At 57.7% G+C, this 25,905-nt stretch carries 8 protein-coding genes; 2 read left to right on the plus strand and 6 right to left on the minus strand.

Going from position 1 to position 25,905, the window contains the following annotated elements; translation table 11 throughout:
- Positions 1-330: 330 nt before the first annotated feature.
- Both NB063_RS10290 and NB063_RS10295 read right to left on the minus strand, forming a co-directional pair.
- The gene (locus tag NB063_RS10290; protein WP_250928644.1) at positions 331-1,596 is read right to left on the minus strand and encodes a FecR domain-containing protein; all 1,266 of its coding nucleotides are present in this window, start codon (positions 1,594-1,596) and stop codon (positions 331-333) included.
- Positions 1,593-2,126 (minus strand): sigma-70 family RNA polymerase sigma factor, encoded by a 534-nt coding sequence (locus NB063_RS10295; protein ID WP_250928645.1) that lies wholly within the window; start codon positions 2,124-2,126, stop codon positions 1,593-1,595. Before NB063_RS10295 ends, NB063_RS10290 begins: the two co-directional genes overlap by 4 nt.
- A gap of 495 nt (positions 2,127-2,621) precedes the next feature.
- Here NB063_RS10295 and NB063_RS10300 point away from each other — a divergent pair, with 495 nt between their 5' ends.
- Positions 2,622-3,197, plus strand: coding sequence for a nitroreductase family protein (locus NB063_RS10300; protein WP_250928646.1), 576 nt, complete (start codon positions 2,622-2,624; stop codon positions 3,195-3,197).
- An 83-nt stretch (positions 3,198-3,280) separates the two neighbouring features.
- On the opposite strand, the gene NB063_RS10305 is transcribed toward NB063_RS10300, so the two are convergent.
- Positions 3,281-21,109: a tail fiber protein gene (locus NB063_RS10305; protein WP_250928647.1), complete on the minus strand. Its 17,829-nt coding sequence runs from the start codon at positions 21,107-21,109 to the stop codon at positions 3,281-3,283.
- A 476-nt stretch (positions 21,110-21,585) separates the two neighbouring features.
- Here NB063_RS10305 and NB063_RS10310 point away from each other — a divergent pair, with 476 nt between their 5' ends.
- Positions 21,586-22,233 carry a transposase gene (locus NB063_RS10310; protein ID WP_250928648.1) on the plus strand — a complete coding sequence of 216 codons (648 nt, stop codon included), beginning with the start codon at positions 21,586-21,588 and terminating at the stop codon, positions 22,231-22,233.
- Between the two features lie 83 nt (positions 22,234-22,316).
- Here NB063_RS10310 and NB063_RS10315 read toward each other — a convergent pair whose 3' ends face one another.
- The 3 genes from NB063_RS10315 to NB063_RS10325 form a co-directional block, all read right to left on the minus strand.
- Positions 22,317-24,227 carry a sialate O-acetylesterase gene (locus tag NB063_RS10315; protein WP_250928649.1) on the minus strand — a complete coding sequence of 637 codons (1,911 nt, stop codon included), beginning with the start codon at positions 24,225-24,227 and terminating at the stop codon, positions 22,317-22,319.
- 138 nt (positions 24,228-24,365) lie between these two features.
- Positions 24,366-24,824 (minus strand): hypothetical protein, encoded by a 459-nt coding sequence (locus tag NB063_RS10320; protein ID WP_250928650.1) that lies wholly within the window; start codon positions 24,822-24,824, stop codon positions 24,366-24,368.
- Complete coding sequence (locus tag NB063_RS10325; protein ID WP_250928651.1) at positions 24,821-25,429, minus strand: DUF2695 domain-containing protein; 609 nt, start codon at positions 25,427-25,429, stop codon at positions 24,821-24,823. Before NB063_RS10325 ends, NB063_RS10320 begins: the two co-directional genes overlap by 4 nt.
- Positions 25,430-25,905: the final 476 nt, after the last annotated feature.

Raw genomic sequence — 25,905 nt, forward strand, 5'->3', positions numbered from 1 at the left:
CGATCCCACGTCGCCTCGACCTCGAATCCACCGTCCGCCCACGCGGAAGGCCCAGGTAAGCAGGTACATAGAAGTGATTCGGTATAACGACAATTCAGCTGATCGTGATCGGTTCGGCGTAGGCCGGACCCAGGAGCTTAAGCGACGCAGTTCCGGCACGACTGAGCAAGCGAATGCCGGAACTCGCAAAGCCTCGGTCCGGCCTACAGTTCGCGGCAGTTTAGCCAGATGATTCCTGCAGACCTGCTTACCAGCGTTCGAAGCTGTGGAGAGACTCAGCTACTTGATAGGCGAAACATGATACATCTGCCAGAAAGTGACTCCGTCAAATTATGGCAAACGGTTGAGGATCAGTACGGGAGGCGTTTCGCTTTCTCGTGCACCGAACCAAATGTCGTCTTCGCCGGATTTGTCGAGGGTGACCACAATGGTAAGGGGGCCTGGTTCTTGGATCGCATCGGTCACGTCGACCTCGACGATTTGGCCGCGGGCGACAATCCCGCGATGCCGTGCGACTTCGGTCGTTGGTATCGGAGCGGTCGCTTGGGTGAGGTCTGCTTCGGTCCAATCGCTATGATCGCCAACAAAAAATTGAAGCGTGCCGCTGCCAGAATCGATGGCTTGGGTGAGTCGCAGCTTTGCCGATCGGATTTGATTCAGTTCCGGAATCATGAATCGCAAGTAGGCGACGCGGCGACCTCCTTCGACTTTGAGGAGCTGAAATTTCTTTTCACGTTCTCCGCGGTCGAGGGTCAGGTCGTCGGTTGGTAGCAGCCTTTCGGATTCGATTGACGGCGATTCCAGGTCCTGAACGGTGAGGTCGTCCGAGGTAACCATTTGCTGCGAGTCGACGGTAACGGCGGCGTGATCACTGTTGCGGGTGAGCGTTACGCTGCCTTCGTACACTTTGATTTCGGTTCGTTTGGACGCGACGAGCGAGAACACGGTTCCCATTACCGCAACCGTGGAGTTTCCGGTCAAAACCTCGAAGGCGGGCATGCCGGACTGTCGAGGTGCGATCTCGAAGAAGGCCTCGCCTTGTTGAAGTTTGACTTGCGTGGAATCTTCACCGAGTTTGAGTTCAGCATCGGGTTCCATGGAGACGATGGACCCATCGGAAAGCCGAAGCATCGCTTGCGTTTGCGAATCACAGATCACCTCATCGTGTTGGTGAAGTTGAAAGCCCGATGTCACGCGATGGTCGCGTTCGCTTCGCCGGACCAGCAGTTCGGAGTTTCCAGAAATGCTCATGCAAACTCCCATCACGGGTGAGCGAGGGCGTTCGGATTGATACGCAAAAAATCCGATGCTGATCGCGCCGATGAGTGCCGCAGCGGTGGCAGCGACCACGAGCGGTCGCATGAACTGCGGTTGACTGGCCACGAGGTTCGTCGCGGTCGACGTGAGGGACTGCAGTTCTCTGTGTTCGACAAGCGTTTCACGAAGCAGCACGTTCATGCGTGTTTCGTCTTGGAACCTGCGGCGATGATCGGGGGACTTGGTCACCGATGCGTGGAGTTCTATCAGTTCGTTGTCGGAGATCTCGCCTTCGAGATACGCGATCAGTAGATTTTGAAAACGCTTGTCATCCATCATGCGTTCACCTCTGGGCTGGGTTGCGTCACTTTGGAGTCGATGCATACTCGCAATTGCACACGCAGTCGCGAAAGGGTTGTGCGGATCGAGCCTTGGCGAAATGAGGCCGAATCAGCGAGTGCTTTTCCTTTGACGTTGTGCCCGTATCGCAGCATTAGGAGCTTTTGCATTCGTTCGGGCAATCGTTGGAAGCAGCGTCGCAATGCGTTCCGTTCCCGCCGCCAGGTATCGTCGTCGCCATCGGCCGCGATCATCGCGAGTTCCGCAATCATTTCGCTGAGTCCATTAGACGGGACTTGAGATTGGCGTCGCCAGTATTGCAGGACCACGTTTCGGGCGATTCCACACGCCCAGGGGACGAAACTCCGGGTCGGGTCGAATCGCTCTTCGTTCTTCAATATTTCGATAACCGTTTCCTGGAAGAGGTCCTCGGCAACTTCAAAATCTCTCACCATCGAAACGATCACCGCGAGGATGCGTGAACGATTTTCGCTGATGGTCAAAAATGTCGAAATCGAACATTCGTCCATAGGATTGGCTGTGGAGGTGGAAATTGCGGGTGGTGGGGACGAGGGGATTGGCAATTCTAGCTAACTAATTATTCGCCGCGGTGGGGCAAATCGTGCACAAAGAAACACGCCATTTGTCGCAAATCGCTTTTTCTGTGCACGGTTCTCGAGTCCTGGTCAGCGGCACCTGAGCGGATTGGAAGCGGGTGTGCCTTCTCACGTGGTCGCTGGCAACCGGTCGCGATTGTTCCGAACGGTTCTGTGGCAACGCACTCGATTTAGCACGCCGGTATACCCTCGCAGGTGCGACGCCCGTGATAGAGATGGCATTTCAAGTCCCAGGCCCATTCCAATTGTTGGGTGGGCCAGCGGGGCGGCCGGTTTTGCGAGCAGGTCGCCCGGCATCCCTGTCGTTGGCATGCTAACCATCCTGTCCACATGGTGAACTTTGTAGTGAAAATCGGTTAAAACGGCGATTTGCTGAACAACCTGAATTTTCAACCTCTTGGACGAGACATGCTTTCTGCCAGTCAACTGATTCGCAACCGGCGGACAATCAAACCAAAACTCTATTCCGATCGACCGGTGGATGACGCGATTGTGTGGGAGTTGCTCGAAAATGCGAATTGGGCGCCGACGCACGGGATGACCGAACCGTGGCGGTTTACCGTCTACACGGGTGATGCTCGCATCCAGCTGGCGGAGTTTATGTCCGAGACCTACCAAAAGTTGACGACGGCAGAGACGTTTAAACAGATCAAGCTCGACGGGATTCGGGAGAGTGTCATGGGCGCCCCCGTCGCGATCGCGATCGGGATGAAACGACAACCGAGCGAAAAAATTGCCTTGCTCGATGAGTTGTTGGCGGTAGGTTGCGCGGTGCAAAACATGCATCTCACCGCGGCCGCCCATGGCCTCGGTGGGTTCTGGTCTACCAATTTGGTCACGGTCAGTGCCGAGATGCGAGACTACATCGATCTCGAAGAACGCGATCAAGCTCTCGGCATCTTTTACATCGGCTATCCCGACGGTGATTGGCCCGATAGCTCGCGAGGTCCAATCCAAGAGAAAGTTCGCTGGCTACGCGATTAGTTCTTTGGCAGCATTCAAACTTGGGCGGGATTGGACCGCTCGCTGGTTTACCGAGATGGTTGATTTGGTCGGTCGAAATCGGCCTACATCAGGTCGTTGTTGAGTTCCCAAAATGGGATGTCGGAGTCTTCGCTGGCGTCGTCCTCTTGTTCAAACAATTGATCGACCGCTTGGCCCCACTGGTCCGCCGATACTGGGGCGGAAACCATTTTGGTGTCCATCGAGTCGGAAGCGGTTGTCGTTGAGACAAATGGATTGGAAGTTGTCTCCTCATCGGCAACGGTGCTGAGATCTGACGGCGAAGGAGGCAAAACAAACAGCGTTTCGGCGTTCGGCTCCGCAGATTGGGAGTTGTCCAGCGAGTTGAGCAAATTGATGATCATCAACGCATCAAGGGCGGTCACGTATCCATCGGCGTTGACATCCGCGTAGTCGAGATGCGAGATGTATTTCCGCGTTTGGCTGTCTTGGTCGCTAGTCGGTTCGCCGCTCTGATTGTCTTGCGAATTGAGTTTGTTAATCACTTGCAGCGGATCAACCGCGGTGATGAATCCGTCACCGTTGACGTCAAAGACGATCTCGCCTTCGCCCCGTTGCGGTACAATCTCGCCGTTCAGGCGACCAAAGAGAAGGTTCTCGCCAGAGCCGGCGTTAAGGACGTCGACGGCGAATCCACCCAAGATGATATCGTCCCCGTCGCCACCGTTGAGGTTCGCGAGGGTGGGCAAGCGATTGGAGAGTTGATCGTTTCCGTCATTGCCATCGACGGTCACGGTTTCGACGTTGTCAACTTCGATCGGTTCGAGCGTGCTGTCGCCGGTGATCGCGCCGATCGTGATCCGGTCTGCTTGATCGGTACCGACGACGGTCAGGTGATCGTTCTCTCCATCGCCAGCATCGAATGCGATGGCTTGCCGTGACGATTCGATACCAAACGCGATGTTGCTCTCGATGGTGAGCGAATCATTGCCACTGCCGCTGTGGATGCGGAGCGTTTCAACGCCGAGAGAATCGAACACCTCGTTGGTGCCGGTGGAAAGGATGCCCTCTCCCGGTCCGACGATGAGGTATTGCAAGTCGAGTGCTGTGGTGGCACTGCTGGCATCCACGACGACGGTGTCGCCGGTCTGTTGGTTGCGAACTTGCGGTTCGTTCTTCTCACCTGCGGCACTCACCACGATGCCCTCGTGGAACGTGCGGATTTCGTTTCCGTTTCCGCCGCCGTCGATTAGCAACTGACGTGCGTTTGCGGCATCGTTGAGTCGGCCGAGTGTTCCGTTGGCGTTAGAGCCATCGGCGGTTAGCAGGAAGCTGTCGTTGCCGCCGTTGCCGTTTAGCTCAACAACGGACGCCGCGAAGACTTCGTTGATGCTAAACGTGTCGTTGTTCGCACCGCCATCGATGAAGATGGTTGCAGGTAGCCCTGTGTCCACGGTCGCAGGCGTTACAGAATCGCCGAGGTTGATGACATCATTGCCCGCTTGCGTGCGAACGTCGATTCCGGAAGACGCACCTCGACCGGAAATCGATACGCTGTCATCTTGATTGCCCGTGTCGACCAAGAGAACGCTGAACGCGCCGGTCGACTGGATGTTGACCGAATCACTGCCGCCCTGAGTGGCTACTCGCAAAATGCTATCGTCACCAGTGGTCGCGACGAACACGTTGTCATCACCACCGCCGGTACGAAGCGTCGTTTGGCTGTCGATAGCTGAGTCCGAGACGTTGATGCTGTCATCGCCATTGCCCGTGGTGATGTCTAGCGTTTCGACCGTTCCGAACGTGATCGTGCCGTAGCCTGATCGCGTGAACGTCGTGGACGTCAACGTGTACGCGTTATTTGTTGACGAGGACGAGTCGCTAATGAAGAGTTGATCACCGATCAGGGCGTTGGCGTTGATGGTTTGGGAACCTGCGACGGCGATACGTGCGGTGACAGATTCGGTCGTCGTGGCAGTTGACGATTGGGAGCCGCCGATGATCGTGATATCGCCGTTGATGCTGTTCAGCGTTCCGCCATTGGCGGGTGCGTCGGAGGAGATGTAGATTAAATCGTCGCCCGCACCGGCATCGATTGTGATCGGGCTGCCTGACGCGGTGGAACGAATTTCGATGACATCGTTGCCGTCGCCGGACTGGATTGAGATTGGCCCCATCGTACCGTCATAGTTCAATGTCGCCCCGTTGATGCTGATCGTTGTCGAGGTGACGAGAATCGTATCGTTGCCGGTGGTGCCAACCAGCCCCGTGACTCCTCCACCGCCATTACCCGAGACGTTGTTTTCGGCCAAGATGCCGGCGATGTTTCGGTAGGTGAGTCCTGTCGAATTGTTGCCGGCAATTTGCGAACCACGAACGTTCAGCGTGCCTAGGTCATTGAACGCACCGGCTCCTTGGTCGGCAACGTTGTTGCTGAGTTGCACGTTGGTCAGCGAGACGACGCCGGAACTGTTGAAGACGCCTCCTCCGCCCTGATCGACACCGGTTCCATCGGCTCGGTTGCCGTCGATTTGGGTGCCGGACACAATCAGAGTGCCTCCCCCGTTCCAAAGACCACCGCCTTCTTCGGAAGCCCTGTTGCCGTTGACGGTTCCGCCAGTAATCGTGACATCGGCATCACCGGTGACGTGTAGTCCCCCGCCGTTGCCAGGATTGCTGATCGCAGGAAGTTGGCCCGCGTTGTTGAGATCGAGATTAACGTTGGTGAGAGTGTTGGTTGTTCCTGGCGTCGTTTCAATCCCGCCGCCGGCTCGGTTGGCTCGGTTGGATTGGACCGTCGAGTTCGTCACGCTGAGTGATCCAAACGCGTCGTTCAAAATGCCGCCACCGCTTCCTGACGTGCCGTTGGCTACGTTTGCGATGATCGACGCATTGGTAACATCGAGCACACCGCCGGCGTTGAAGATCCCGCCGCCGCCCTGGTCGCTGTCGGGGCCGCTCGCGGTGTTGTCTCGGATGGTCGTTCCGGTAATCGTCATTGTTCCTTGGCTGCTGTTCCACAAGCCACCGCCCTCTTGTGCGGCGGTGTTGTTTTGGAACAGTCCGTCGTTGACGTGAATCGTCGCTTGGCCGCTGACATGGAGTCCGCCGCCATTGATGCCCGCCGAATTCCCGTCGACCAGATTGGGTCCGCCAAATGTGGCCGCGTTGAGCACGATGACACCGCCGATCGTTTCGAGGCCGCCACCGGCACGTGCGGCTTGGTTGCCCGCAACCGTTGCGTTTTCGATCAGGATTTCGCCGCCGAGGTTGAGGATGCCGCCCCCGTTTCCGGATCCATCGATCGCGAGATTGCCACGGATTTCGGTGCCAGCATCGGCGATGCTGACGACGCCACCGTTGTTGAAGATGCCCCCACCGCCGTCGTCTTGCGACGCAGGCCCGTCCGGATCGAGGGCGATGTTGTTGGAAATCACGACGCCTTGCCGGATGGTCAATTGGCCACCGTCATTGAAGATCCCGCCGCCACCTTGTGCTGTGTTGGTCGCATCGGTTGAACGCGCGAGGTTCGCATCGACAACCACGCCGCTGAGCGTCAACGTGCCGTCGGCACTATTCCAAATCCCACCGCCTTCTTGGTCGGCGATGTTGTTTTGCACCAACCCGTTGAAGATCGTGGTCACCGCAGAGCCACTCAGGTGGATCCCACCACCGTTGATACCAGCGGTGTTGCCATCGGTAGGCGTAGGGCCGCCAACAGACACACCTGACAGCGACACGGATCCATTGTTGTTTTCGATGCCGCCGCCCGCACGAGCGGCGCGGTTGCCTTGAATCACTCCACCGCTGATTGTGACGCCGCCGCCGACTGTCATCACCCCACCTCCGTTGCCGTTATTGGCAGTGGCGAGGTTGCCCGTGATGGTGGCGTCTGCGATATCGAGTGTTCCGCCGTTGTTGAAGATTCCGCCGCCACCCTGGTCATTGCCAGCGTTGTCTAAGGAGTCGGCGGTGTTCTCAGTGATGGTGGTGCCGTTGATGTTTAACCGTCCTTCGCCGTTCCAGAGTCCACCGCCCTCTTGAGGTGCGGTGTTGGATTGGAACGTGCCGCCGTTAATCGTCACATCGCTCGTGCTACTGGCGTGCAATCCACCGCCGTCGCGGCCGGTTAGGTTCGATCCCACGAACGCATTATTGACCGTGACGATGCCGCCGACGGTCATCACACCGCCACCGTTTCCGTTGTTCGACGTTGCAAGGTTATTCGTAATGCTGGCGTTATCGATGTTGAGTGTTCCACCGATATTGAACACCCCGCCACCACCTTGATCGTTGCCACCGTTGTTAGCCGAGTTGGCAGTGTTCTGTGTGATGGTCGTGTTGTTGCGAATGGTCATTGTTCCCGGTCCATTCCACAAACCACCGCCCTCTTCCTGGGCGATGTTGTTTTGGATCGATCCACCATCGACGATCGTCACGCTCCCCGCGCCACTGGCGTGCAGGCCTCCACCGTTAATGCCAGCTGTGTTGCCATCGGCCACATTGGGCCCGCCAAGGGTGACCCCTGTGAGCGTGACGTTGCCGTTGTTGTTTTCTACCCCACCGCCTGCTCGAGCCGCTTGGTTGGACTGGATGAGCGTGTCATCAATCGTGACGGTGCCACCGACAGTCATCACGCCCCCGCCGTTGCCGTTGTTCGCGGTGGCAAGGTTGCCTGAGATCGTGGCGTTAAGGATGCTGAGCGTGCCATCAACGTTGAACACGCCACCGCCGCCTTGGTCATTGTTTGTGTTCGCAGATGAGCTCGCGGTATTGTTGAGGATTTGAGTTCCGTTAATCGTCATCATGCCGGAACCGTTCCATAGTCCACCGCCTTCTTCTCCAGCGATGTTGTTCTGGAACAGCCCGCCGTTGACGGTCGTGACGCTGTTAGCGCCGCTGGCGTGCAGACCGCCGCCGTTAATTCCGGCGATGTTGCCGACTGCGGCAGCGGGGCCACCCACGGTTTCGTTGGTGACGGTCACGTTGCCGTCGTTGTTTTCGATGCCGCCGCCAGCACGCGTCGCCTCATTGGACTGGATCGAGCTGTCGTCGATCGTGACGATACCGCCGACCGTCATCACGCCGCCACCGTTGCCGTTGTTAGCAGTCGCGAGGTTTTTGGTAATCAACGCATTGTCGATGTCGAGTGTGCCGCCGATGTTGAAGACACCGCCACCGCCCTGGTCGTTGCCACCGTTGTTAAGGGAGTTGGCGGTGTTCTGCGTGAGGGTGGTGTTGTTGCGGATGGTCATCGTGCCAGGTCCATTCCACAGCCCGCCGCCTTCTTCCGCGGCCACGTTGTTTTGGAACAACCCACCGTCAACGATCGTGATGCTGGCACCACTGGCGTGTAATCCACCACCGTTGATTGCCGCCGTGTTACCGTCGGGCGCGTTCACACCACCGACGGTAACATTCGTCAGCGTCACGTCGCCGCCATTGTTCTCGATCCCACCACCGGCCCGAGCCGCTAGGTTGCCGGTCAACGTGGTGTTATCCAACGTCACGACACCACCCACCGTCATCACACCGCCGCCGTTGCCAAGTTTTTCGTTGGCGAGGTTGTTTGTGATGATCGTGTTGTTGCGAATCGTCAGATTTCCGCCAGCATTGAAGATGCCGCCGCCGCCTTGGTCTGTGCCGCCATCGGCAGCCCTGGCGATGTTGGCGTCGATCATCACGTCATCGATGATCATCGTGCCCGTACTGCTGTTCCACAGACCACCGCCTTCTTCGCTGGCGATGTTGCCTTGAACCAAACCGCCCGCGACCGTGACGTTCGCGGTTGCCGTCACATGCAGGCCACCACCGTTTCCGGGATTCGGGGCCGTGGCGGTGGTGCCAAGTCCATCGACATCGTTGGTCAGCAGGTTCACATCGGTAAGCGTCACCGTCCCAACGACCACTTCGATACCGCCCCCGGCACGGTTGGCCGAGTTGCTTTCGATCGTTGTATTGTCAATGGTGACGGTTCCGGCCAACGAGAAAATACCGCCGCCGCTGCCGGAGGTGCCATCGGCTTCGTTATCGCTGATGGTCGCGTTGTCGATGTCCAGGATTCCGGAATCGTTGAAGATCCCACCACCGCCGTTATCGGCTCCGTTGCCGCTGGCCGTGTTGCCGGTGATCGATGTGCCGTTGATGGTCATGGTGCCGCCGCCATTCCACAGTCCACCGCCTTCGGAGGCGGCAGTGTTGCCGGTCACTGTGCCGCGCACCATTTCGACATTGCCAGTGCCACTAACATGCAATCCACCACCGTTGCCCGGTCCCGCCAGAGCATGGTTGAGTGACAAGGTCACGTCCGTCAGCGTGGTCGGGCCGGACCCGTTGGCGATTTCAATTCCGCCGCCAGCCCGATTGGCATCGTTGCCCGTGATCGTCGAGCCGGTGATTGTGAGTGTTCCGGTGCTGAGAATGCCGCCGCCGCTGGCATTGCCCGTGACCGCCATGTTGCCCGAGATCATGCTCCCACCGAGGATGTTGAGCACGCCGCCGTTGTTGTAGATCCCGCCGCCGCCATCCAACGGCGCTGTGCCGCCCGTCGCGGTGTTTCCTGTGACCGATACACCAGACAGGGTCGCCGTTGTCAGTGCCGTCGTCGAGTTGTCGATCAGCAGCCCACCACCGATGGACGCCGTGTTGCCGGAAATCGTACCGCCGGTGATCGAAACCGTTTCCAACTCCTGCAACCACAAACCGCGGCCGGGTGTGTTGATCAAGTCAACGTTGGTGAGCGTCACCAAGTCGGTGGACGCGTCGTTGCCCCCGTCGACGATCAACGACGCGGCATACAGAGCATCCAGTGTCGTAACGATGACGGCGTCTGCGCCGGTGCCCGCATTCACCGTGACCGAGTTCGTCGGATGAGTGAAGACCACGCTTTCGCCTAGCGTGGAAACGATTTGACTTTGGTTGTCGCCCGCATCTCCATCATCGGACAGCGTGATCGTCTCATCTCCGCCTGTATACGTGAAAACTCGATCCGTCGCATCGAGATTGTCGATGATCGGTTCCAGCCCCGTGTAGGTGATCACGGAACCATCAATATCGATCGTGCCGTCATTTTGGTTGGCAAAGGTGTGAACGATGGTCGTGACCGTCCCGTTGTCCAAGACGACTGAATCACCGCCGCTGGCGTTTTGGCCGTTGCCGTTGAAAAATAAACCTTCCGGAGGAATTGGTGTGCCATTGGAATAGTCCACCGTGAATGTGTCATTCCCGTCGTTGCCATTGATTGTCAGCTTAGGAATGTTTGCTGTCGGTTGTGACAGCACCGTAACCCCATCGATGATGACGTCGGTGTTTCCGCCATTAATGACGACGCGGATGTCATTGTTATTGCCGTCCGCTTCGATGGTGAATTCGGATACGTTGGCAAACAGGAACGTCTCAAAATTGACATGACTGATTGGCTGCATCCCGTCCACGGTCAACACATTGCCATTGAGATTCAGACCACTGTTCATGGCGTCCAGGTTCAACGTGTCTCCAGGCAGGTTCGTCGGGTCGCCGCCATCAAGATGGATCGTCGTTGCTCCGCTGGCCGTTATATTCACGGTGTCATTGCCCAGACCACCCTCGACACTCAGGTCTTCCAGTGTGGTGCTGAATTGAACAATTTCACCGAGCGTGGTGTTGTCAACAAATCCGTTTGCACCATCAATCGTGAGCGTCTCGTTCGCATCAGTAGCCACGAGCGTGGCGTTGTCCATTCCGCCGATCGTATCATCGATCTCGACGCCGCCGATTAACCGCCCGAAGAAGATTTGATACTCATCGCTGCCGTCACGACCATCCAGTTTGATCGCATCGACGGTTTGTCCCACACCAGGATTCAAGATCAAAAGGTCTTCATCGCTGCCCATGGCATCGGCGGTCGCGATATCGCCCGTGCTGACGATCGTGCCCAGCAATGAAATCACGGTCCCAACGCCGACGTCCGCGTCGCCGAAATCGCTCATCAATTGGACCGTGTCCCCCGAAACCGTCGATCCATCTTCCAGCAAGAGATCGTCGCCCGCCCGCAGCGTGACCGAACTGGCGTCCGCCCGCACCGTCACGCCGGAATGCACCGTTAGGTCGTCGCCGGTTGTCGTTGAATCCGTTGCCGTTAATGAGATCAATCCCAATGCGGAAATCGTATCCGCGCTGACCGTCAGCGGACTGAGTGCGGTGACGACGATGTTGCCACCTGCCAAAATGCCACTGCCCGCTGGGAAGGGAGCCGCCAATGCGGGTAGGTCGCTGATCGTCAGATCGCCGGTGTTGGACACCCAAACTCCATCATCGACGTTCGGTCCCGTGGTCGCGGATAACGCGGCAACGCTCGTGTCCAGGAAGTTGCTTCCGGCAGCGATGAATGAGCCTGACTGCAGGGTCAATTCTGCGGCCGTGACGTCGTTGTCATCGGGGCCGGCATCGCCATCCGTGATCGCGGCAGCCGACTGCAGATGCACGCGACCCATTGCCGATACATCAGCAACGATCAAGTCGCCCGCGGTCGTTGTCAGCGACGCGCCGCGGCCAGGCCCGCCTGCGGATACGTTCGTTGCCGTCAGCTGTCCACCCGATCGCAGCACAATCACCCCGTCAACTGTCGTCACATTCGAAGCGATGACGTCATCCGAGTCGCTGATCCAGATCCCATGCATGCCCGGGTTCGGTGCCAACAATGTCGTCGCAGTCAGGTTGTCGACATCGACGTCCAGATCACCGGCCATCGGCGCACCAATGTCGACCAGCGCCGTCAGCATGGCCGTCTGCGCAGTGATGTCGGGATTGGTATCCCCATTCTCAAGAATGCTACCGCTGAGTGATTCCACGATGACCATCGTGCCAATCAGTCCGGTCAACAGCACGTCATCCGTCGCGTCGAGATTCACGTTTCCTGTGCCCGCGTCCACTTGGACGCCATCATCGATGGTCAGCCCGCCACCATCTACCAAGTCGCTGTCGGCGGTAAGTAGAATGTTGCCCCCGATCGAAAGCACTTCGTCGCTGACGATCACGTGACCGGTCGACGAGATGGCGACTTGTCCTCCAAACGTTCGGACGCCAAAGTCGAGAGGGAAACCGAGTGGGCCAAGCACGTCGATCAGCGTGACGTCTCCCTGATTGTCGATAACCAAGTCGCCGCCTCCAGTGGAAGCGTCCGCTTGCAATTGACTGGCCTGCGTTTCAATCGGATCCGCCAACATACCGACTCCGGCAACACCGAGTAGGAAGGCTGACGCGGTTCCTGAACCACGATCGTCCACATCCAGCCCCGGTCCATCCACATCCAAGATCGCCCCGAGGTTCGATCCGACCAACACCTTGCTGCTCGAACGCAACAGACTGATCGAAATATCTTCGCTGGCTTCGATAAAGATATCCCCGTCCCAGGCGTCGACGAGCGATCCGTCTGCCATCATCACACCGCCAACATTGTCCCCATCGCCGTCCGCTTTAATACTGATTTGGGGGGGGGCGGCTCCAAAGACACCGATCTGCACATTACTGCCCGCTTCGCTGTCGATGACAGCGTTCGCGGTCAGCAGCACGTTGTTATCGGCGGCAATTTCGATCAACCCATTGCCGCTGAGCACCGACGCGTTGATCGTTATGTCGCCACCGGTGGGCAAGAAGATCAAACCGGTTTCAAGTTCGATGTCGCCGCCGCTTGAGTCGATCGTTTCATCGACGGTCAAATTGCCGCTGACACTGTACAGTTCAATGTCGCCGCCGGTCGTGCTGACGCCATCGATCCCGCTGATGCCGCCGACCGTCAAATCGCCTTGATTCCAAACCGCGAACCTGCCGCTGCCACCGACCCCTTCGAGTGCATTGACTTGCACGTTCAAGGGGTTTCCGCCCGCTGTTCCGACAAATCCGGGGGCGTTGAGAATCAGTTCGTTCGCTGTGATATCGACAAGATTCGATCCGGCCGTTTCAATTGCCGATGATAACGCAGTGAGGGTTGCATTTCCGGTTGTCAGCAAACCGGCCGAGTTGAAAACCACTGCTCCTGAGGTGATGTCCGCGTTGCCGCTTCCCAAATCCGTAGGGGCGTTTTGAAAGGCAACAAAATCATCGCCGTCAGAGCGTATGGTCAGGTCAGCATCAAACAATGCATCCAGCCCCTGGACCAGTACAGCATCAGTCCCTGCACCGGTGCCGAAATTGGTCGTGATCGTCAGCGACACGTTGGGCGTTGCAAAATCGAGCAGCTCGCCTTCCGTGGAATCGATCCGGGAAAAATTGTCACCTACCGCAAGGACATCGGACAAGGTGATGATCTCGGAGTTTGCCGAGACGAAATTGAGCACGAGGTTATCGATATCGGTTCCCGTGAAGTCGATCGGTTCCAATCCGGTATAGGTGATTACCGAACCATCCAGGTTGATCGAGCCGTCATTCGGGTTCTCGAAATCAAGCGTCCCGTCCGTAAACGTCCCGCCCGTTACCACCAAATCATCACTGTCGTCGCCGCCATGGAACACGATTGGGCTCTGGATGATGCCACCATTGTGGTCGATGTTCAGCACGTCGTCGCCACCACGTGTCGTCACCCGGATCTCGCCGGTGACATCGGTGATGGGCACCAGAATGGAATTCGGACCGTCCTGGGTTGTTCCGGGGCCTGCCGACATGCCGTTGACCGGATCGGTTAGTCGATAGTTGTCGCCATCCACCACGATGGTTACCGCATCGTCTTGAGAACCATCGGGATCATCGATGATCAAGTTGCCATTTACATCAATCTGCGCATCGAAATCGTCGTTAATGATCGTGCCGACACCCTGAGTGCCCAACGTCACATCGCGGCCAAAGGCAAACAAATTGCTTAACAGCAAATTGATCGTCTCATTCGGTTCCACCTTATCGTCCGCGATTGTGGGAATGTTCACGGTGATCACTGGGTTTGTGTCACCGGGGGACGATAGAGTGATTGTACCCACCAAACCTTGGTAGTCATTGTCGAGCAACGTCGCCGAACCATCCGAGAGGTCAATGTCAACAAACACGGAGACATCAATCGGATTGCTGAAGGTGACCACAAACTGTAGTGGTCCCGCATCTTCGAAATCGGATGGGCTGGAGACGTCGATAGTCGCAGAGTCATCGTTCGAGATTGTTCCTTCGGCTGTGCCGGGCGTCCCCAACACGTAGCCCGTTCCGGCATCAATCGTCATCACGACTTTTTCGTCCAGTTCGACGGTCGAATCGACTGACGGATCGATCGTCACCATGGCGGTATCCATGCCGTCAAAAATCGTCACCGTACCGGAATTACCTGTCATGGTCGCGCCGCTGACCGTGTAATCGTCATCGATCACCGCATCGCCGCTGAGCGTGAAGTTCACCGTCAAGTCGCCAGTCGTGTTGTCGCGAGTGAAGGTGTAAACCAAATTGTCAGGGCCGTCTTCGAAGACACTGTCCGGCGAGACCGCCACACTGACCGCACCCCCAACGGTCAAAACCACATCGTTGCCATCGCCGCCGACGTAGCTAATCGAGGCCGGTAAGCCGCTACCGAGGAAGTCGGCAATTGTTGCACCTTCAGCTAGTCCACTAAACGATCCGGTGACCGCATCGGCGCCGTCATTGCGGATTATGATCAATTCGTCGCCAGCACTGGGGGTATTCGCTCCTGTCGTAGTGGAAACGAAGGCGACATTCGTTCCAATCGTCACGGTACCCGTGACGTCGATTTGGTCATGAAAGCCCGGCCCAGTTCCCGCCGCAGTTCCATCGAACTCGAACGTGTAGGTGTCGTTATCGGCAAACGTAAAATTGCCGGTCACCGTCAAAACTCCAGGTGACTGGCCGGGCGAGACATTGCCGTCGAGCGTAACGGAGTTCGTGCCTGCGTCGATGTCCGTGCCAGCGTTGTCGTTGATCGTACCGCCAGCGATCGTGATCGGGTCGGTGAACGTCACCGTGTCGATATCGACTGTTCCCGTACCGGCGGCCGTATCGCCGATGGTGATCGAGTTGAAGCCGTCAACAAGAAAGCCGAGTTCTGTGTCGTCAAGATTGAGGTCACCGGTGCCGCCGCCAAGGCCGATAGTCGTGCCGGGTGTGCGTGGCTGAATGACCAGATCGCCGGTGGACTGAACAGTTAGGTTTTCCCATTCGATCGAGTCCGCATTGATCGTGACGTTACCGGTCGACAACGAACCGCCAATCACGTTGTCGATGTTCTCGACCTTCATGCCCGACCCCGTGCTCGTTCCGCTTGCCTCGGCAATGATCTCCACCACGCCGTCGCCGATTGATCGGATCTCGCCTTCAAACAACCGCACTCCTGCCGCGGCCCCGCCGTTGCTGATTCCATCGATCAGTAAATTACCTGCGTCGATCTGAACCGTCGACCGAAGTACCGATACGCCGGCGCTGGCAACGGATGTTGGGTCGGCCGTGCCGCCAGCTCCGGTCAGGCTGATGTCGCCTTCTGCGCTGATGATATTACCGCTGGAGATCCGCAGCCCCGCGTTATCAAAGACTCCGTTTCCGGCCGTTCCGTTGAGCGTGATCGTTGCTGCGTCGGCGCCGGTCCCGGTGGATTCAATGCGGTCGATGTCGTCGATTTCGATGCCATAGTTGCTGCTGCCACCATCCGTCCCTACACCGGTGATCATGATGTTACCATCGACGCTGGTGATGAACGCGTTGGAATCGGTGAGCGTGACGCCGCGGCTGCCGGACGCACCGCCGCCGGCCTGCCCGTCTATCGTGACCGTGCCCGCGGTCGGACCTGTGCCCGTCATGCTGACCCGGCCCTGGAACAGAACGCCCGCGCCGCCCAACTGTCCGCCGCGGCCGGTGACCGTCACATTGCCTGTGCCGGTGACGTTGACCGTGGCGCCGAGTGCCGCCGCCGTTCCGGCGGTTGAGCCGGCAAACGTTCCCGACGCGTTACCCTCGACCGTTAGGTTGCCGTTGACAAAGCTGAACGGCCCGGCGCCCGAAACACTGGCCTGGCGGGTTGCAGTGACGGTTAGATCGGCATTGCCCATGTTCACCGGTAGGGCGCCACTGAACGACATGCTATCACTGCCTGTGCCGCCGTCGATCATCACACCGCCGACAGAATAGTCCGCAGCCGCGGCATTGATCCACAACAGCATGTCGTCGCCGCCCAGCGTGCGGACGTCGAGGCCCGTCACACCGGCGGCGGGAACGGTTACCGAGGTCGTCCCCGATCCGGTCGACCCGGGAATCGACGACGCGTCGATGATGTTTCCGTTGACTTCCGTAAACTGGTAGGTCGTGCCAAGCAAAAATACCTGCAGATTGTCGTCGCTGGTGCCGCCGTTGACGTCGACGACCGTCAGTGTGTCGCCGACTAGGGTGATCTCCGTTTCGACGGGTGCGGAGGTTAGCACGACGACATCATCGCCGTCGCCACCGGCGTAGGAGATAGTTCCGTTTAAACCGGAGCCGAGGAAGTTTGGGAGCGTTGCGCCTTCGGGCAGGCCAGCGAACGTTCCGAATCCGCCGTCGCGGTTGATGATTTCAATCGTCTCGCCGCCGGTGAGCGTGGCTCCGAAACCGCCGAAGTCAACCGCTGACAGCGTTACTCCGGTTCCGATGGACACCGAGCCCGCCGCATTGATTTGATCGTGGAAACCCGCGCCGCTGCCAGCCGTCGCACCGCCGATGTCGACGGCAAAGCTGCTGTTGTCGGCAAACACGACGTTGCCTGCGGTCGCCGTCAGGATACCGGGCACACCGGGCCCGGGACCAACGTTGCCGGTTATCAAGATCGTGCCCGGAACGTTCGGTGGATCGGTTTGGGCGGATGCGGTGACATTTACAGCGCGGACAAAATCGCCGCCGTTGTTGCTGAAACTGCCAAGGGTCACGACTCCAGGGCCAGTTGTCAGCGAATTGGCTGTAACGATCAAGTCAAAGCCCGCCGCCGATGCCGAGATCGTGGCATCGCCCAAATCGACGGCGCCCGGATTGACGAAGAACGAATTGGAGGTCAGCGTTACCGAAGCACCAAGCTGAACGTCTCCGGCGATTTGAAATGTGTCGGCGCTGAAGTCTCGAGTGGAGGTGATGTCACCGTTCAGACTGACGATTCCGTCCGTGGCGGAACCCGTTGCATCCACGATGACGATACCAGCTTCGACCTGCTGTAACGAGACGTCACCACCCACTCCACCGCCCGTCGACGTGTCGATGAAGAATTGGTGCTGCGTACTGCCCGAAACGTTGCCGGTGATAGTCACCGATCCAGCGTCACCGTTGTCGCCATCTTCGGTATCAATGCTGATGTCGGACATGTGATCAACGGTCCCGTTGAGCCACACATCTCCACCATCGGTCTGCAGCGTCCAAACACCGGTGAGCAGATCGATCGTTTCCGTGCTGATAGTCAGGTTGCCTGTGCCGAGCTTGATCGTGCCCGTGGGCCGGAAGGTATCTGCGTCCGCTTCCCCGTCGATGATCAGGTCGGCATTCCAGGCCGCGTCGAGGCTGGATAGGACGATGGTGTCGTCGCCGCTGCCCGCGTTGATCGTCAGCGATCCACTGGGAACGGACATGTCAAGCAGTTCGCCAGCCGAGGAGTTCACGCGAATCACGCCGTCACCGGGCGTCTCGTCGGTAATGTCAATCGTCTCCATGCCACCGTTGAACGTGAGGATCACGTCGGAGAAGGTGCCGCCGAATGAGATCGGCTCCAATCCCGTATAGGTCAGATTCAAATCACCTTGTGTGATGTTTCCATCGTTGACATTGTCGAACGTGAACGCGGCGGGCAGATTTGGTGCGTTGAGCAAAGTGATCGCGTCGTTGCCTCCGGCACCACCGTTAAAGGTGGTGGGAATACCGAGAATCGGGTTGCCGCTCGCAAAATCAATTTGCAGTGTGTCATCATCTGCGTCGTTGCCATTGATTACTAACGAGGTCGCGTTGGAAGCGTCGACTCGTGCGATTTCGACACCTCCCCGGGTGATCACAAATTCGTTCCCGTCACGGGTTAATATCGATGTGCCGCTGCCGGCGGGCAAGTCGATCGTGAGGGGACCGACATCCGCCGCGATAGCGATCTTGTAGTCCTCCACCTCACCGTCGACGGCCACGCCGGTCGGACCGGACGTGCCTGCCGAACTTAAGCGGAAACGCGCAAACGTATCGCCAACGGACGCACCCGTTGGGATGTCAAAGCTCAGCGACTTCGTTCCAGCGGTTGGGCCAAGGTCGCGACCGCTTGCGATTTCTTCCGATGCTTCAAACAGGCCGTTTTGATCAAAGTCGATCCATGCGTCGAGCAAATTAGTTGCGCCGGGATCTTGTAACTCGACGAGAATGGTTGCTTGCTGTCCCTGGACCAACGTACTGGGGAAGGTGACGCCGTCTTCATCATCGGTCACGTGGTTGTCATCGCCATCGGCGTCCGCCGTGAAGAAAGTAGAGGCCTCAATGTCGCGCGCAGGACCCAAGTGGGCTCCGAGGCCGACATGAAAAACCTCGCCATAGCTGGCGGGCGCATCGCCGAAGTCGAGTTCAGCGGGCAGCGTGATTGGATGCGTGTGGCTGGGGATCTGAGTGATATTGAGTGTGTTCGTTTGCGTGCCCGACTTCTGGCCAAGCCGGAAGTTGCTCAGACCAGGGCCCTGGCCTTCACCCATCACGACGCGGCCGCGGAAATCGGGTAGGCCAAAGGTTGTGCGACCATCGCCGCCATAGGTCGTGCCGACGAGCGAGAAGAGTGCATCGTTCGAGCTAATGGCAAGCAGTTGTCCATCCGTCAGGGCCCAGCCGCGCGGGTTGAAATTGCCTGCGAACATCCCGACCTCGGCATAGGCGGGTGTCACATCCAAGTAACTCGTTACTTCCTCATGATCCGCGTCCGAGTGCTCGCTTCCCAGGTTCGCCAATAGGGTCGCATCGGGATCAACCCGACTACCGACGCTGAGCCCTCCATACATCAACCCTCCGGGCAAAAACGTGTGTTCGATTCCCAGCAAGTGACCTTGCTCGTGCATGATCGCGGTCAACAGGTCGTAGTGCCGGTACGATTCGTCTGTCGTACCAACCCATTCACCGGTGCGGGGATCGACGTCGCCAAATTCCATGTCATCTCCAGGCGTGGCGTCGACGAACCAGCCGCGACCCGACGCATCGCGATCGAGCGTAATCAATCCTGCGTCGGCCGCTGCCAAGCGACCTGGGGCCAGATCGCGAAGCCGCAACTCGACCGACTCCAGTGCAACGACCTGTTCGGACGTGATCCCGGCGGCTTCCCACCGCTCGATCCCCTCGGCAAACAGAGCCTCGATGAGCGGTAGCGCTGCCGACTCTTCCAACTGGGTCGTGCCGCTGATAAAGCCCACACCCTCGGTATCTTCATTGGCAGAATCGTCCGAGCCACCTGCGTCCAAACTGCGTGATGGAAAGACTCCAAATAGCGAAATATTGTAATTGAGCGCCAGGTAGGGCATGTGGTTTTCGATGCTCTGACTGGCACCCACACGTCCCGTTGGGTTTGTTAAACCGTCAACAAGGTGATTGTGAGACGGCAATTGACTCTCGCTCAACGTCACGTACTCCGTGCCACCCTTCTCGCCGAGCCGTACGGGGGACAGTCCTGGCCCGTTACCAGCATGAATGGGCGTGCGGCCACGTAGGTCGGGCAGGCCAAACGTGGTACGTCCGTCGCCGCCGTACGTGGTCCCCAGTATCGAGAACAAGGCGGTGTTTTGCGAGATTGGGAGTATCGCGCCGTTCGCTTGGGAAAAACCACGTGGCACAAAATTCCCTGCGAACCAACTCACGCTGCCCAAGAGCGGGTCGCTTGCCAAATCGAGATCAGGGAAGTCGCCAGCAGCCGAAACCACGGGGGTCATGACCAGGAATGGCTGACGATTGTCAAACTGCGCGTCACCCGTTGCACCCGTATTATCAAGGCCGGCAACGGTGTGGCTATGCCCTGCCAGTTGGTTCTCAGTGAGCGAGACCCGCTCGATGCCACCTTTCTGACCGAGGGTATAGTTTTCTAGCTCCGGTCCTTGCCCCACACCCACTGGCACGCGCCCACGCAAATCCGGCAGCGCAAAGTTGTCTACTCCGTCGCCACCATAGGTTGTGCCCAGGATCGAATAGAGAGATTGATACTGATTGATGGGCAGGACTTGACCGTGTGCTAGCGCATAGCCCCTAGGTGCGAAGGTAGCCGCAATCATCTGCACGCCGCCCAGGAGAGGTTGACCGCCCAAATTTCTCGATGGGAAATCACCTTGCAATGCGATCACATAATTGGTCGTCGCATACGGCTGCAGGTTGTTGAAGTCTTGCCCGCCACCGCTCGGATTGGATGTCAGGAACTCTTCGTCTGTCAGTGAACCCGCAATCGAACCATCGGCTTGTCCGTCAATCGGCAAACGTCTGATGCCAGCACCAAGAGCTTCCGACATCACGTTGCCGCCAGTAACCACTACGCCATCAAGGCCCAACGCATGACCTTGCTCGTGCAATAACGCGGTCAGCAAATCGATCTTTGCATCGGCAAGCGTCGCCGTATCGGCGATCAGCGTGCCATCCAGTTCGAGGAACTCTTCGTTGACCAGCGGCGTCTGATCCACAAACCACAGATTCCCCGCCGCGTTGTCATCGATCGTGATTTGGCCCGGTTGATACAACGCCAGCTTGTTGCCGCCTAAGTCGGCGACCTGATAATCCAGATCCTGTAGAGCAGCGAGTTGGTCGCTGGAGATGCCTGCTGACTCCCACAGTCCGGTTGCATGCTCGGCGAGCTGACGGGTTTCCTCGATACTGACCATGCCAGAGTCGGCGGCGAGCAAGCGGCGATCTTCGAGTGACTCGACGTGACGTTGTAGGGTTCGCCGGCGATCGGATCGCAGCCGTTCCCTTTTGGCTTGATTCCGTGTTTGAGTTCGGGTATTCCAAGCGGTTCTCAGCCAGTCAGTCATTGTCAGTTTCGCTTTCGTTCGTCGAAAGGTTGGGGATTGTGGGTGGTAAGTCCGCGCCCGAACCCCAAGGTTTTCTTAGGAAGACAACTTGTCGCAGGTTTCCCATCTTAACAGAACAGTGGGGGGGAAGGGCGCGTGCCCCTATTAATTTGGGGGGAGATGTCGGGCGATCGACCCCGCGAAATCGCCTGCGGTGGGGCAGCCAGCACCGCTTCTTGACCGCAGATAGCCGACCGCGGATCGCGGCGGCGTCTCGCATCCAATCCGTTTGTGGACGCGAGCCATTGTTGGGAAACGATTGTTGCCAATCGCACATTCGCGGGAGCGAACGGCCACGTGGCCGTTCGCTCCCGCGAACGAGCGTTCCACGGCATCCGCCACCTATGCGTTCAAACACGTCCGTCACCCACACGCCCGCAATCGGATACAATCATTGAACTCAATCCGTTTGTCCTGGACACACGAGAGCCCCACCGATGATTGGTGAGATCTTTGTTCCAAAAGCCGAATGGCAGATCGAAGAAACGTGCCGGCCGCACTGGTCGCAGGCGGGAGCGATCATCTTTGTAACCTTTCGCACCGCCGATTCGATTCCATCGAGTGCACTCAAACTCTGGAATCGACAGAAACAAGACTGGCTTTCACGACGAGGGTACGGAGATCATCCCTGGCCCACGCTGCTCGACAAACTGTCAGACGAAGACCGCAAGCGATTTAACATCGAGTTCAATCGCAAACGAGAAGAGTTTCTAGATACCGGTCACGGCCGCTGTTTGCTCAGGCGACAAGAGTTGTCGAACATCGTCGCCAAATCGCTGCTGCATTTCGATGGAGAGCGATATCGAATGGGAGATTTCGTGGTAATGCCCAACCACGTGCATCTGCTTTGTGCGTTCGGCAGCGAGACCGCAATGAGGGAACAGTTTGATTCGTGGCAGCACTACACGGCATGTCGGATCAACCGACAGATTGGAGCACGCGGATCGTTTTGGCAGGGCGATCCGTTTGATCACTTGGTTCGCAGTCCCGAACAGTACGACTATTTAAGGCGGTATGTCCGCGACAATCCCAAACGCGCGGGATTGCAGGCGGGGCAATATCACCTACGTCGACTGCCTGATTGAGAACCCCTGCAATGTGTCAATCGTGACGCACATTCGCGGAGCGAATGGCCACGTGGCCGTTCGCTCTGCGAACGAGCGTTGACTTAGGGGCGTTGCAATCTACGCTCGATGTCCTCTCGATCCTGTTTCAATAGCTCGGCGGTCGGCAATAACTCACGAACCGCATCGGGATCGGTGGCCAACCATCGTCTCAACAGGCGGGCGTTCACGGTCAACCGGTCGTGCTCATTTTGGATTTGTTTAGCCCATTGATACGCCGATTCGATATCGGTGTGTGATTCCTCGCCGATGAAACCTTGCAGCACCGCGTCGCGTCGCGTGCCCGCTGGAAGTTCGTTCAACCACTGCACCAAGGCCTCTCGATCCATCGGGTGCCACCACTGGGCAATGTTTTGGTAGTGGGCATCCGAACGAAGTCGCTCTGGCAGGCGAGTTTCCATCCATTCGAGGACTTGGGACGCGTTCGCGGGCTGCTGCTTCATCCAGGACGCAATGATCTGCCAACCTTGTCGAGGGTTCTGCTGAGCCTCGGGTAGGCCAGCGACATAGCTCAATGCTGCCTCGGTGTCCTCCAATGCCAGCTTCCAGACAACCGAACCGCTCTGCAAAAAGTTGCGCAAAAGAGCCGATTCGAAGGTCGCTACTTCTTTGGCCCAAGTCTGCGCATCAAGCTCATAGTCCGGCATCTCTGCGTAGCCGATCAGATCGTCCGCTTCCTGATCAGTTAAATGTCCGAGGAGGTCAAGGCTGGCAGAAGGGTCTCGTTCAAAGACGGTCGCTAACAAAGCTTCGATACCGTGACCGCGACAATAATCGGATTCAATGGTACGCAGCCAATGCCGGGCCGCATCGGCGTCCTTGACCGCCCACATTTCAGCGACGGCGGCGACACGGTGTGCCAGCTCATCGCTCGCCTCGGACATGTCCACCAAACTCAATAAAGATACTTGCTCTTCGAGAGGGTAACCCCTCAGGTTTTCGGCGACCCAATATTCAGGTTCGATGATGAGCTGGACCGCTTGTCGTCGCTCTTCCGGTGTCAACCACGCGTGGCACAACGACCATTTTTCCGCAACGTTTCCGCTGATCTTTTCTTGGGTGCGGAGATGTTCTCGGATCGTCGTTAACGCATCTTCGATCCGATCCGTTTTGACGCCAGGGACCGCATTGCGAAGTCCGAGATAGGCGTCGTGATATCGATAACCAAATAGTACTGCCGAGAAACGGTTGAAGTGAATGAGGTCGGGATTGGAGGTAAGTCCATCCGATGAAACAAACGCGGCATGCGGGAGTTTGAGAGCGACTTGCCGATGCGCCCAATTCACCATGCGGCGACCCTCGGTCCACGGACGCTCAGGAAATTGCCCCAGTTGGCCGATCATGATGGGAGGCTCGCCGCCGCATTCGGCTCGCAAGCGTTGCAGCACGCCGAGCAGCTTTTCTTGGTAGACCTCGGCACGGTTAGGGCTGGAGTCTCCTTCGCCCTGATGCCAGAGGATGCCTTGGATCGTGCCGTCATCAGACGCCGCTCGGATACGTTTGACCGCGTCGTCATATGGGTGCGTTTTTGTCGACGAGTGATAACCGCCCGGTAACCAACAATCGATTGGCGAACCGCCCACGGCGCACGGGATCAGACCGATGGAAATATCAGGGCGTGCGTTGGCGTGTGAGATCCCGAAGGTCCGACCCGGTCCGACACCGACAACTTTGGGTTTGTCAAAATGCACCGGATCCACAGCCGGTACCCACCGTCCGTCTTCGCTCCACATGTACAATCGCTCATGCGGTTGGCGATCGGCGTCGGTCACTTCGCCGCGTCCTGCCATGTTGGATTGACCCGCTAACACGAAGAGGTGAAACGATTCTTTGTTCGGTAGTTCGATGGTCGGTTGCGTGACGGTTTCGGTTTCGCCTTGTCCAAAAGCAGGGCACGACAACAAGGCTAGCAATATCCAACCCGGCGTGGTTGCTCGTGGTGAAAATCGGTTCATTTTCTGACTGAGTGTAATTGTGTGTGGAGCTGTTCATCAGGGTGTCATACCGCCAACCAAGATAACAGATACGTTGGAGGCGATCCGATTGGGGAGAGAACGCCGCGCAAGTGCCCTCGGTCAATCTGGGATGCTTGATCAGAAGGCATTGTGAGTTGGAAGCTCTTTGCGCTGATGTGCGAAGTGACAACGGAGAATGCAAACGACCGCGTAGAACGCCCACGCCGACGAGAACAGCTGCAATGAAAAGACAGGCGAGAAACGCGAAGGCACCCAGTTCCCAATATCGAGCGGGTCGTACTCAGCGAAGGCGGCGATCAATGCGATCGGGTAGACGAGGCACATCAACGCCGTCCAGGGAAGGCGTCTGAAGGCACTCGGTCGGACGCTCAATCCGTTCGATGCGATAAACAATGCCCAGATATCAATGGGCAATGAGTCTGTCCAGTAAGCGACAGCCAAGGGCCAGGTAAATTGAAAAAGCCCAAATCGATAGACGACTTTGCTCGTGTGTGTTGCGAGAGGACGCGGCATTAGCGTGACGCCCCTTCGCGTGAAGTCGAGTGATTCGGCTTGCGGTGGTTCGTATGGGTTCACGTTTTTCGATGCGGATCGTGTGGCTCGATTCCCTCGGCCCGGGCCGTCCAGTACTCCGCTTTGAGTCGGCTCTCTTCCACCGCATTGTAAAGAATTTCGCAGTCACAGAATCCTCCCTGAAGCATCAGAACGTGAAAGACATCAAAGAGTTCGCTTTCGGTAATTCCACTGCTCAACAAGAGGGGCCTTGAGTTGCGGAAGTCACCCCAACATCGCCCACGCTCGGCTGTCTTCTTGTGGGGACACATGATGTCATCGAGTTTCCGGAAGAAGCCGATTGCCTTCAGGATTCGCATGACGTCAGGCGTGATGTCCGAGATCAGTTCCTCGTCGGGATAGCTCAAGTCCGCTGGCGATTCACCGGGCGCGAGTTCGAACCAAACCGTCGTCTCCAAATATTGTTCTTGGTATTCCGACGGGATGAGGTGAGTCAGATAATGCCAACGTTGGTAGGGGTAGAGCGACGCGAACTTGGTATCAGTAAAATAGATGGCAAGACGCCTCTCATCTTCTTCCCAAGGCCGAACGCGGATTTCGATGTCGGGATAAGAAGGCACGATGAAGTCCCGCAAGTCGTCGACGATTTGCTCAGCTTTGCGGCTCATCGTTGCCTCGGTTGCATCATCGCCGAGAATGCTCGTGTCGACGCGGCAGGTCCGGTGCAACGAGTGGTAAACGCGTCTGCGCCGTCTCGGAGAAGCGGCCTGCCGGATCGTGACGTGCACGCCACGATTCCGCTGGGCCTACCGATTGCGAGTCCATCCAACGAACGCTGTTGACGCGCCGTCGAAGAAAGCAGCCACCGTTTGGTCAGGACACACATCGATCGGCCTTTGAACTGTCGGTAAAGTGCGACGCGTTCAAGGTGACAGACACCGAGGGAGGACACTTGCGGCGCTAAATGGCGGCGAGTGACCCGGGACGGTGCTTGGTCCCCTGCGTCGCTACTACTTTATCCTGAGCAGTCGCTCCGTCGTTGGCAATCGTTTTCGCTGCGTTTTTCGGGCAGATTGGCCGTTTTGTCGGAGTGTCTCGGCGTGCGTGAAAGCACGGACGGACCATGTAAGTTCAACTGGCACTA

This window comes from Aporhodopirellula aestuarii (assembly GCF_023701485.1).
Taxonomy (GTDB): Bacteria; Planctomycetota; Planctomycetia; order Pirellulales; family Pirellulaceae; genus Rhodopirellula; species Rhodopirellula aestuarii.